Here is a 10,836-nt window from a genome sequence, read left to right as displayed (position 1 = left end):
TCTGACCACCCACCCGGCCCGCCAGACCGCCCACCCGCCTGACCGAATGTGGGATTCGGTCACTTCATGTGACCGAATCCCACATTCGGTCAGGCCGGGGTGACGCGGTCAGGTCAGTGCGACGCGGTCAGGCCGGGGTGACGCGGTCAGGCCAGGGTGACGGCGGCCAGCCAGACGCCGGCCGCCAGCAGCGCGCCGAGCAACTCCACCAGGATCGACAGGCCCACCGCCTTGGTCGCGTGCACGGTCGACCGCCACGCGTCGGCGTGGGTGCGGTGCCGCTGCGCCTCCGACAGGTAGGTGCCGAGCAGGAACCCGAGCAGCAGGCCGATCACCGGGATCACGAAGAACCCGACGATGCCGAGCAGGGCCCCGATCACCAGCGACCGGTTCGGGACCCCGGCGTCCCGCATCCGCCTGCCCGGCCAGGTGTACTTGACGACCCCCGAGATCACCAGCAGCGCGGCGGCGACACCGAACACCGCCCAGGCCGTTGCGGTTCCCTCCACGACCGCCCACACCCCGATCGCGCCGAGGATCAGGAGCGCACCGGGCAGGATCGGCAGCACGACGCCGACCAATCCGACCAGGATCGCCAGCCCGACCAGTACCTCCGCACCCGCACTCACGGGCGTCACTGTGCCAGAGGGCAGGATGGTCGGCCATGGAACTGGGCATCGACACCACCATGACACTGCTGGCGGCCGGGGTGATCTTCCTGTTGGCGCTCGGCCTCGGCGTCTGGAAGTACCGGCAGATGGCGACCTCGGAGAATCACCTGGCGCACCCGTACGTCGACATCGCGCACCGCGCCGCGCTGATGTACGCGTTCGCGACCGCGTTGATCGCGGTGTTCGTCGAGCTCAGCGCCTGGCCGACGGGCGTGAACCTGACCGCCGCCGCGGTGGTGGTGTTCTTCTTCGTCGCCGCGATCGGCAGCTACATCCTGCACGGCGCCCGCCGCGACACCGACAATCAGTTCGCGCACGCGGGCGTCCCGCTGCACCTGTCGATGGCGGCGCTGATCGTCGGCGAAATCGGCGGTTTCGCGGTACTCTTCTCCGGATTCGTCGCGGGCCTGCTGTAGCGGCGGCCGGTCGTGATAGGTTGCCCCGCAATGTTGCCCGGATTCCCGGGCGGCAGTCACGAGGGGGCACCGTGAGAGTTCGGGGACGATTCGGTTTGGGCGCGCTCACGACGGCACTGGTCGTCGCGGCGGGGATCGCGGTCGGTGCGGGGACCGCGTCGGCGGATCCGGTGACGTTCGGGCCGTTGCCCGTTCCGTTCGATCTGGGGGCGGCGTTTGGGGTCGGCATGCTGCCGGAGGCGTCACCGCCCGGCGCGAACGACCCGAACTGCACGCCGTCGGAGGAACATCCCAACCCGGTCATTCTGGTGAATCCGACCGGCACCAACCAGTCGCTGGCCTGGCAGGCCGGCGCCCCACTGTTGAAGAACAACGGCTACTGCGTGTTCTCGTTCAACTACGGAAACCCGGTGTGGCTGTCGGAGATTCCGTTCCAGGGCCTCGACGACATCCGGTCCGGATCCCGGAAACTGGCCGCCAAGGTCGACGAGGTGCGGGCCCTCACCGGCGCCGCGAAGGTCGACCTCGTCGGGCATTCTCAGGGCGGCGGGATCATGCCGCTGTACTACCTCAACGTGCTCGGCGGCGACCGGTACGTGGACAAGATGGTCGGCATCTCGCCGTCCAATCATGGCACCTCGCTCAACGGGATCGTGTTCATGCGCACCATGTTCCCGCCGCTGGGGCCCGCGGTGTACCGCGGCCTGGAGGCGATCACCCCCGCCCTCATCCAGCAGGCGCTGGACAGTCCGGTGCAGCGGGAGGTCTACGGCAACGGCGACACCCGCCCCGGGGTCACCTACACGACGATCGTGACCGAGTACGACGAGGTGGTCACCCCGTACACGAACCAGTACCTGGACGGGCCGAACGTCACCAACATTCTGCTCCAGGACGGCTGCCCGCAGGACCGCAGCGACCACGTCTCGACGCTGTACAACGAGCGGTCGTGGCGTTTCGTGCTTGGCGCCCTCGACCCGGACAACGCGGCCCCCGTTCCGTGCATGCCGCAGGGGTTCCTCTTCCCCGGGAACTGGTGAGCGGTCCGATCGTGACCCACGGCACACCGGCGCCCCGTCTCGGGTTACGGTCAGTCGATCGGGCCGCACCGCGCCCCAGAAACGAGGAGAGTCGTGACCGCTGAAGCTGTGTCAGGGAAGGGCCCGCTCGCGGGCATCCGCGTCGTCGAACTGGCCGGGATCGGCCCCGGCCCGCACGCCGCGGTGCTGCTCGCCGACCTCGGCGCCGACGTCGTGCGGGTGCAGCGGGCCGGGCAGATTCCGGGCCCCGACGCCCGCCACGACCAGACCCAGCGTGGCCGCCGGGTCGTCGAGGCGAACCTCAAGGATCCCGCCGACATCGAGAAGGTGCTCGGCCTCCTCGAGCGTGCCGACGTGCTGATCGAGGGCTTTCGCCCCGGCGTCACCGAGCGGATGGGCCTGGGCCCCGATGTCGCACTTGAGCGCAACCCGCGGCTGGTGTACGGCAGGATGACCGGCTGGGGCCAGGAGGGACCGCTCGCGCAGTCCGCGGGTCATGACATCAACTACATCTCGCTGACCGGTGTGCTGCACGCGATCGGCCGTGAAGGGGAGCGCCCCGTCCCGCCGCTGAACATGGTCGGCGACTTCGGTGGCGGCTCGATGTTCCTGGTGTTCGGCATCCTCGCCGCCCTCGTCGAGCGGCAGACCTCCGGCAAGGGCCAGGTCATTGACGCGGCGATGGTCGACGGCACTCTTGCCCTCTCGCACATGATCTGGAGCTTCCGCGGCACCGGCCTGTGGTCCGACGAGCGCGGCGTGAACATGCTCGACACCGGCGCCCCCTACTACGACACCTACGAGACCGCCGACGGCAAGTACATGGCGGTCGGGGCGATCGAGCCGCAGTTCTACGCCGAGCTGCTGCGCCTGCTTGAGCTGGATCCGGCGGCGCTGCCCGGCCAGAACGACCGGAACGGCTGGCCGGATCTGCGCAAGATCCTCACCGAGACGTTCCTGTCGAAGACCCGCGACGAGTGGGCGGTGATCTTCGACGGCACCGACGCCTGCACCACCCCGGTGCTGACCTTCGCCGAGGCCCCGGACAACGCGCACATCGCGGCCCGCGGCTCGCTCGTCGAGCTCGACCGGGTCGTCCAGCACCGGCCAGCGCCGCGGTTCTCCCGCACCCAGCCGGACCTGCCGACCCCGCCGGCGACCGAGGCCACCGACATCGACGGCCTCTGGCGCTGACCGGAATCACCCGCGATGGTCGTGCCGGGTCCCGCGGCACGACCATCGCCGGTGTCATCGGGCACTTCCGACGGTCGCGGTGGCGCCCCCGCGTGTGAAGGAGACACCTCCGATGGTCAGCGCACTCGTTCACACCCCGAAGGCGCGTGAGTACTTGTCCGCCGCAGCCGAATCGGTGCGCGGAAGCCTGCGACCCCGGCGACCAGACCGGCGACTGCTTGAGTCCATCGTCGATGTTGGTTTGCCGACCGGGATCCGCACAGTCAGAGTCCGACCGCTGCCCCAAATTCCCCGGCTCGTACCGGAAATCGGCATCGTCGAAGGCCGGCGCACCGTGCACAGAGTCGCCAATTCCCTCACGGCCTTCGTCGTCGAGCACCCCGACGCGACGTTCATCGTCGACCCCGGGTTGTGCCGCAACCCCGAGACACGAGCCCTCCATGAGCTTCCTGGTGGCCCCCTACGCATGGCCATGAGACCGACAAGCAGGGCAATCGCCACCGCCGACGCGCTGCGCATGGAGCCATACCCCCTCGATTTCGCGTTGCCGACGCACGCCCACTGGGATCACGTGTCGGGCTTGCTGGACATGCCAGGCCTCCCTGTCCACCTGCGGGAGAGCGAACGGGCTTGGATCATGGACGGCGCCATAGCACCCCACGGCGGAGTCCGGGACTCGTTGTCTGCGCCCCGCACGATCGTGACCTACGACCTCGACGGGCCACCCATCTCGACCTTCACGGCAAGCCACGACGTCTTTGGCGACGGTTCCGTCGTCCTGGTCGAGCTGGCTGGGCACACCCCCGGAAGCGTCGGTGTCCTTGCCCGCACGACACGAGGGTGGGTCCTGCTTGCTGGAGACGCCGCGTGGCACTACGAGCAAGTCGATCGCCTGCGCCAAAAGACCGGCTTTCCAGGACGGTTCGCCGACAACGACCGCGACGCCGCCTTCTCGACACTGCATCGCCTCCATGTGGCGCGGCACCGCGTGCGTGTCATACCCACTCACGATCACCACGCTGCACAGCAGCTCATCGAGTGACAGAGGACAACGCAGACCCAGCTCGTCACAGTACGGTCGCCAGCCGACTTCGCCATCGAGGTCGAGATCCGTGGCCCACGCGGATAGTCAAGCCTGCAAGCCGCGCCCGCCATCGCCCAAAACCGCCCGGTGGGCGGGAAGCACGGTGCTCACGCGAGCTGCCCAGTCATAGCGTGAGCATATCGCCGTGAACCGCGGAGGCCGGAAGATGCCGGTCCGATTCACGCAGATTCGTTCTTGTGGAGGGACATTCAGTGAACGACCAGGATTCCGCACCCACCCTCACCGGCCGCGTCGACGTCGTCATACTCGGTGCAGGCATCGCCGGGATGTACGCCGTGCACCGCTTCCGTCAGCAGGGCCTGACCGTCCAGGCGTTCGAGGCCGCATCCGGGGTCGGCGGTGTCTGGTATTGGAACCGCTACCCGGGCGCCCGCTGCGATGTCGAGTCCGTCGACTACTCCTACTCGTTCTCCCCTGAACTTGAGCAGGAGTGGAACTGGAGCGAGAAGTACGCGACGCAGCCGGAGATCCTGGCCTACCTCAATCACGTCGCAGACCGCTTCGACCTGCGCCGCGACATCCGATTCGACACCCGCATCACCTCCGCGACCCTCGACGAGGAAACCCTGCGTTGGACGGTGCGAACAGATCGCGGCGATGTCGTCTCGGCTCGCTTCTTCGTGGTGGCCGCCGGACCGCTCTCGCATGCGAACACCCCCGCCTTCGACGGCCTGGACTCCTTCGCCGGGGACGTGCACCACACGGCGCACTGGCCGCACGCGGGCGTCGACTTCACCGGCAAACGCGTCGGAGTGATCGGCACCGGTTCGTCCGGCATCCAGTCGATCCCACACATGGCCGAGCAGGCCGACCGCCTGTTCGTCTTCCAACGATCGGCGAACTACAGCGTGCCCGCGGGCAATACCGCGCTCGACGACGCGACCCGCGCGGAGCAGAAGGCTGGCTACGCCGAGCGGCGCCAGCTGTCGCGGGAGAGCGGCGGCGGATCGCCGCACCGCGCGCACCCGAAGAATGCCCTCGACGCGTCCGCGGAGGAACGCCGCGTCGCCTACGAGGAGCGCTGGAAGCTCGGTGGTGTGCTGTTCTCCAAGACCTTCCCGGACCAGCTAACCGACCGGGCCGCGAACGACACCGCCCGCGAGTTCTGGGAGGACAAGGTCCGGTCCGTCATCGACGATCCCGCGATCGCCGACCTGCTCGTGCCGTCCGATCACGCGATCGGCGCCAAGCGCATCGTCACCGACAGCGGCTACTACGAGGCCTTCAACCGCAACAACGTCGAACTGGTGAACCTCAAGGCGGCACCGATCGTCGGCATGACCGAAACCGGAATCGACACCACCGCAGCGCACTACGACCTCGACGTGATCGTGCTCGCCACCGGCTTCGACGCGATGACCGGGTCGCTCGACAAGTTCGAGATCGTCGGACGCGGCGGCCGCAGCCTGAAGCAGGCGTGGGCCGCGGGACCGCGCACCTACCTCGGTCTCGGTGTCGCCGGGTTCCCCAACTTCTTCAACCTCACCGGCCCGGGAAGCCCCTCGGTGCTGGCGAACATGGTCCTGCACTCCGAGCTGCACGTCGACTGGGTCGCCGACGCCATCGCCCACCTCGACGCGCGCGGCGCCCTCGGCATCGAGGGGACCGAGGACGCGGTCGGCGAGTGGGTCGACGAATGCCGCACCCGCGCCGAGGCATCGCTGCTGAACACCGCGAACTCCTGGTACCTCGGCGCGAACATTCCCGGCCGGCCGCGGGTGTTCATGCCGTTCCTCGGCGGCTTCTCGGCGTATCGGGAGATCATCACCGAGGTCGCCGAATCCGGGTACAAGGGCTTCGCGATCCTCGCGGGGTGACCGGGCCCGATCGGTGTCCCGCAACCGATCCGACGACGATCGCCCCCTCCGTCTCGTTCGACGGAAGGGGCGATTGCTGTCCGGTGCCTACTTCGCGGCGGCGTGACGTGCGCCGATGTAGCCGAACACCATGGCCGGTCCGATGGTCGCGCCGGCTCCCGCATAGTCGTTGCCCATCACTGCGGCGGAGGCGTTGCCGACCGCGTACAGCCCGTCGATGACCGTCCCGTCGCCGCGGAGCACCTGGGCGTGTTCGTTGTAGACGAGCCCGCCCTTGGTCCCGAGGTCACCGGCCCGCATGCGCAACGCGTAGTAGGGCGCGTGGTTCAGCTCGTCGAGCACCGGCCGCGGCAGGGTCGGGTCGCCGTAGTAGTTGTCGTACGCGCTCACCCCGCGGTGGAAGTCCTCGTCGCGACCGTGCCGGGCGAACTCGTTGAACCGGTCCACGGTCCCGGTGAGGGCCGCCGCCGGAACCCCGATCTTCCCGGCGAGCTCCGCGATGGTGGGGGCGGTGACGATCAGCCCGGAGTCCAGCCAGGCCTGCGGGAACTTCATGCCCGGCATGATCCCGCCCACCGGGTACCGCTTCTTGGCTCGCTCGTCGAACAGGAACCAGGCCGGACCGTGTCCACCTGCCAACTGATCGTGCACGAACGTCACGTACGGCGCGGCCTCGTTGGTGAACCGCTTACCGTGCTGGTCGACGATGATCGCCTGCGGGATCGACCGCTCGGCCACCATCACCGTGACCTGCCCGTTCGGCAGCTGGAAGGACGGCATCCACCAGGCGTCGTCCATGAGATCGACTGCCGCGCCAATGGCCTCACCGGCAATGATGCCGTCGCCGGTGTTGTCCTTGGATCCGGCGCTGAAGTTGTCCCGGCCGCCCTCGGGCAGGTACCGCTTGCGCATGTCCTCGTTCCACTCGAATCCGCCGGTGGCCAGCAGCACTCCCCTGCGGGCCCCGATCCGGGTGGTCCGGCCGTTGCGTTCGGCGACCACCCCGCGCACGGCCCCGGACTCGTCGACGACGAGGGAGGTCATCGGGGTGCTCAGCCACAGCGGCACCCCCGCGTCCCTGAGCGCGAGCCGCAACCGGGCGATCAGCGCGCGGCCGAGGGTGTCCATGCGCCGCCGCAGCAGCAGTGCCCTCACGGCATTGAGCCCGGTCCGCAGCGCGACCCGACGCGCCTTCCAGGTCCGCATGACCATGTTGAGCGAAACGAAGTCCTTCGAGGTGATGTACAACCCCGGCGGGGTCGCGAGCGCCGCCGGGCGGAGCAGGTGTTCGTCCGCACCGAGGCTGCGCAGGTCGACCGGCAACGGCTCGATCGAACGCCCGTCGGGCCGACCGCCCGGCGCCTCGGGATGGTAGTCCGAGTAGCCGGTGCACCACTGGAAACGCATGTGCGGGCTCGAGTTCTCGAGGAACTCGACCATCCTCGGGCCCTCGTCGATGAACGCGTCGAGGTTCTTCGTCGGCACCCGGTCCCCGACGACCGCGTCGAGGTAGGCCCGCACGTCGTCTCGGGTGTCCCCGAGTCCCTCGCGCAGCAGCGTGGGGTTGTTGGGCACCCAGATCCCGCCGCCGGAGAGCGCGGTGGATCCCCCGTAGACGGCGGACTTCTCGATGATCAGGGTCTCGAGGCCGCCTGCCGCGGCGGCGAGTGCGGCGCTGAAGCCACCGGCCCCGCTGCCGACCACGAGGAAGTCGACCTCGTGATCCCAGTCCCGGTTGAGTTCGGTCATGGCTGACTCCTCTGTGCTCACTTGTGGATGGCGCCCGCGTCGATGGGCAGGGCGGCGGCGGTGATGTAGCGGGCCTCGTCGGACGCCAGGAACAGGGTGGCGTTGGCGACGTCGACAGGGTCGACCCACGGAATCGGCAGCAGGTTCATGGTCCTTGCCGCCTCGGCGAACTCCTCCCGGGTGGGATCGTCGAGGTCCGGCCGAAACGCCCGCCGCACCCGGTCGTGCTGGATCATCGGTGTGTCGACATTGGTCGGATGCAGGGTGTTCACCCGGATGCCGCTGTCCGCCAGTTCCTTTGCCAGTGTCCGCATCAGACCGACGACGCCGTGCTTGGCCGCAACGTAGTGCCCGACGTTGCGCAGACCACGCAGCCCCGCAATCGAACTGGTGAGCACGATCGAACCGCGGCCGGTGCGCAGCAGGTGCGGGACGGCCGCCGTGCAGGTGTGCCAGACGCCGGTGAGGTTGACGTCGAGCATGCTCTGCCAGACCTCCTCCCCCATCTCCAGTACCGGAGCCGATCCGCCGATACCCGCCGTGGCACACACGGTGTCGAGCCGGCCGAGGGTGTCGACACCGCGCTGCACGGCGGCCTCGAGCCCGGGCAGGTCACGGACATCGGCGACCTCCGCGACGATCCTGCGGCCGAGTCGGGTGACCTGCCGCGCCGTCTCGTCGAGATCCTGTGCGGTGGCGTGCGGACCATCGTGGGTCGGCACCGGACCGCACAGGTCGATCGCGATAATGTCGGCGCCCTCCTCCGCCAGGCGCACCGCCTGGGCCCGCCCGACACCGCGTGCGGCACCGGTGACCAGTGCGACGGTGCCCTCGACCCGCCCTGAGTTCTCGCGTCGCTCACTCATCAGGACACCTTCTGGGTCAGGCCCGCGTCGACCACGATTTCCGTTCCGGTGACGTACCTCGCCTCGTCCGAGGCCAGGTACAACACCGCGTTGCTGATGTCCACCGGGTCCACCCACGGCACCGGCAGCAGGTGGTTGGCCCGGAACCGGTCGGCCAGGTCCTCGTCCGTTGGGTTCTCCACGTCGGGGCACATCCGCGCAAAGGTCTCCTCGTTCATGATCATCGACGTCGACACCGACCCGGGAAGCACGGTGTTCACCCGGATCGACCGGGGGCCGAGTTCGTTGGCCAGGTTGCGCGCGAGGCCGATGACCGCGTGCTTGCTCGCGCTGTAGTGACCGGCACCGGGTACCGCCCGGATCGCAGCGGTCGAGGCGATAACGACGATCGCGCCGCCGTCGCGCATGTGCGGCGCCGCGGCCTTGACGCTGTGCCACACGCCGGTGACGTTGACGTCCAGCATCGTCCGCCACGCGGTGGGGTCGAGAGTCCAGGTCGGTCCGGTGTTGGCGTAGATCCCGGCGTTGGCGACCAGCACGTCCAGCCTGCCGAGTTCCTCCACGCCCCGCTCGACGACCGCACAAAGCGCGTCGGGATCGGTCACGTCGGCGGTCGACTCGACCGCGCGGCGCCCCAGCGAGCGGACCGTCTCCGCCGTCTCGGCAAGGTCGGCGTTCGTCTCGCCGGCACGGCCGGGCAGGTCGAGGCAGAGGAGGTCGGCGCCCTCCTGCGCCAGGCGGATCGCGTGACTGCGGCCCATCCCGCGCGCGGCGCCGGTGATCAGCGCGACCCGGCCCGCCATGCGGGTGCCGGTGACCTGCGGGAGCGCGGCCATGTCAGCCGACCACCATGTCGGCCTGCGACCAGAAGGCGCGCATGCTGGTGATCTTCAGCTCGGCGTCGAAGGTCATGACGTCGATCGGCTCGACGACGACGGTCCGGTCACCGACCGTCGTCGTCACCCGGAAGTGGAAGGCGACGCTGGCCCCGGCCACCCGGATCGTCAGCAGTTCGGTACTGCGTTCGGTCTGCTCGATCGCCGCATAGAACGCCGCGATCGCCTCGACCCCGCGGTGCGGGTCGCTGCCCACCGGGTCCTCGACGGTCGCCTCGGCCGCGTACAGCGCCGCGATGCTGCTCCCGGTGCCCGAGGCCACCTCCGCGAGGTAGCGCCGCACTGCAGTGGTGACGTCGTCGGAAGTGGTCATCGCAATCTCCTGTGGGTCGGCGCGGGTGCGCGGCGGCCGCCCGGTGCGGGTCGGCTCGCCTGGTACCCCCGAAGCTAGGAAGCGCGTCGACGATCCGAAATCGTTTCTCCCGGCGAGCGGGAGAACGGGGTTCCTTCCGCGCCCACGCTTACCTAGCGTCCGAGTCCGTTCGCCTCACCCCCTCCGGAAGGATCGACCGTGACCCGACATCGCTCCAGGATTGCCGCCGCCGCACTGTCCGGAAGCCTGCTGTGGACGGGCCTCGGGACCGCCACGGCCGGAGCCACACCCACCCCGGACACGGAACACCCTTCCGCTGCCACACTTTTCGGAACCGGTTCGCTCGACTTCGGCAGCCTGGGCACCGGGGCACCCGACGCCCCCCGGCTGCCGAGTGTGGCGAACTTCCGCGACGTGGCGGGCACCGGCGCGGGCTATGTCGGCGCCGGAGGCGCCCACCTGAACGAGGGCCTGTTCTACCGCTCCGACGCGGTCGTGCCGAACGACGCGGACCTGGCCGTGCTCGAGGAGTTGGGACTGTCGACGATCTACGACCTTCGCAGCGACGAGGAGGCCGCGGACAAGCCGAACCGGCTGCCCGCCGACGTCGCGTACGTCCGGATCCCGATCCTGTCCGGCAACGTGAGCGAGATGGTCGATCAGATCCGCACCCCGGACGACGCGCGCATCATGATGCGCGAGATGAACCGTGACTTCGTCACCGGCTCGGCCGAGCGTGCCGGGTTCGCGACCCTGCTCACCGACATGG

At 69.2% G+C, this 10,836-nt stretch carries 11 protein-coding genes; 6 read left to right on the top strand and 5 right to left on the bottom strand.

Translation table 11 applies throughout. The features are described 5' to 3' along the window. Positions 1-146: 146 nt before the first annotated feature. Positions 147-629, bottom strand: a complete 483-nt coding sequence (locus ACFWPA_RS19260) for a DUF456 domain-containing protein (protein WP_378571542.1) — start codon at positions 627-629, stop codon at positions 147-149. 35 nt (positions 630-664) lie between these two features. On the opposite strand from ACFWPA_RS19260, the gene ACFWPA_RS19255 reads away from it, so the two are divergent. The 5 genes from ACFWPA_RS19255 (at position 665) to ACFWPA_RS19235 (ending at position 6,243) form a co-directional block, all read left to right on the top strand. Further along, positions 665-1,087, top strand: a complete 423-nt coding sequence (locus ACFWPA_RS19255; protein WP_378571540.1) for a hypothetical protein — start codon at positions 665-667, stop codon at positions 1,085-1,087. A 95-nt stretch (positions 1,088-1,182) separates the two neighbouring features. Beyond that, positions 1,183-2,127, top strand: a complete 945-nt coding sequence (locus ACFWPA_RS19250) for an esterase/lipase family protein (RefSeq protein ID WP_378571538.1) — start codon at positions 1,183-1,185, stop codon at positions 2,125-2,127. A gap of 93 nt (positions 2,128-2,220) precedes the next feature. After that, entirely contained in the window at positions 2,221-3,321 is a 1,101-nt protein-coding gene (locus tag ACFWPA_RS19245; protein ID WP_378508878.1) for a CaiB/BaiF CoA transferase family protein, read from the top strand. A 112-nt stretch (positions 3,322-3,433) separates the two neighbouring features. Beyond that, the gene (locus tag ACFWPA_RS19240; protein WP_378508879.1) at positions 3,434-4,363 is read left to right on the top strand and encodes an MBL fold metallo-hydrolase; all 930 of its coding nucleotides are present in this window, start codon (positions 3,434-3,436) and stop codon (positions 4,361-4,363) included. Positions 4,364-4,617: 254 nt separating this feature from the next. After that, complete coding sequence (locus tag ACFWPA_RS19235; RefSeq protein WP_378508880.1) at positions 4,618-6,243, top strand: flavin-containing monooxygenase; 1,626 nt, start codon at positions 4,618-4,620, stop codon at positions 6,241-6,243. An 87-nt stretch (positions 6,244-6,330) separates the two neighbouring features. On the opposite strand, the gene ACFWPA_RS19230 is transcribed toward ACFWPA_RS19235, so the two are convergent. Genes ACFWPA_RS19230 through ACFWPA_RS19215 form a run of 4 tightly spaced genes read right to left on the bottom strand, consistent with a single transcriptional unit; the run spans position 6,331 to position 10,067 of the window. Further along, positions 6,331-7,992, bottom strand: a complete 1,662-nt coding sequence (locus ACFWPA_RS19230; protein ID WP_378508881.1) for an FAD-binding protein — start codon at positions 7,990-7,992, stop codon at positions 6,331-6,333. Positions 7,993-8,009: 17 nt separating this feature from the next. After that, positions 8,010-8,858 carry a mycofactocin-coupled SDR family oxidoreductase gene (locus tag ACFWPA_RS19225; RefSeq protein WP_378508882.1) on the bottom strand — a complete coding sequence of 283 codons (849 nt, stop codon included), beginning with the start codon at positions 8,856-8,858 and terminating at the stop codon, positions 8,010-8,012. After that, the gene (locus ACFWPA_RS19220) at positions 8,858-9,694 is read right to left on the bottom strand and encodes a mycofactocin-coupled SDR family oxidoreductase (protein ID WP_378508883.1); all 837 of its coding nucleotides are present in this window, start codon (positions 9,692-9,694) and stop codon (positions 8,858-8,860) included. The genes ACFWPA_RS19225 and ACFWPA_RS19220 overlap by 1 nt, the downstream gene beginning before the upstream one ends. 1 nt (position 9,695) lies before the next feature. Then, positions 9,696-10,067 carry a nuclear transport factor 2 family protein gene (locus ACFWPA_RS19215; RefSeq protein ID WP_378508884.1) on the bottom strand — a complete coding sequence of 124 codons (372 nt, stop codon included), beginning with the start codon at positions 10,065-10,067 and terminating at the stop codon, positions 9,696-9,698. Between the two features lie 198 nt (positions 10,068-10,265). Between ACFWPA_RS19215 and ACFWPA_RS19210 the strand changes: the two genes are divergently transcribed. Further along, a partial coding sequence (locus ACFWPA_RS19210) for a tyrosine-protein phosphatase (RefSeq protein ID WP_378571536.1) occupies positions 10,266-10,836 on the top strand: 571 nt, incomplete at its 3' end.

Origin of the sequence: Rhodococcus sp. NPDC058505 (genome assembly GCF_042720095.1) — a bacterium.
Classification (GTDB): domain Bacteria; phylum Actinomycetota; class Actinomycetes; order Mycobacteriales; family Mycobacteriaceae; genus Rhodococcus_G.
The sequence above is the reverse complement of the archived record's forward strand: the minus strand, read 5'-3'. Positions and strand labels throughout refer to the sequence as shown.

What these genes read in the sequence shown, in the direction of transcription:
- ACFWPA_RS19230 (WP_378508881.1), bottom strand. Translation starts at nt 7,992, where the DNA reads ATGACCGAACTCAACCGGGACTGGGATCACGAGGTCGACTTCCTCGTG.
- ACFWPA_RS19240 (WP_378508879.1), top strand. Translation starts at nt 3,434, where the DNA reads ATGGTCAGCGCACTCGTTCACACCCCGAAGGCGCGTGAGTACTTGTCC.
- ACFWPA_RS19255 (WP_378571540.1), top strand. Translation starts at nt 665, where the DNA reads ATGGAACTGGGCATCGACACCACCATGACACTGCTGGCGGCCGGGGTG.
- ACFWPA_RS19215 (WP_378508884.1), bottom strand. Translation starts at nt 10,067, where the DNA reads ATGACCACTTCCGACGACGTCACCACTGCAGTGCGGCGCTACCTCGCG.
- ACFWPA_RS19225 (WP_378508882.1), bottom strand. Translation starts at nt 8,858, where the DNA reads ATGAGTGAGCGACGCGAGAACTCAGGGCGGGTCGAGGGCACCGTCGCA.
- ACFWPA_RS19220 (WP_378508883.1), bottom strand. Translation starts at nt 9,694, where the DNA reads ATGGCCGCGCTCCCGCAGGTCACCGGCACCCGCATGGCGGGCCGGGTC.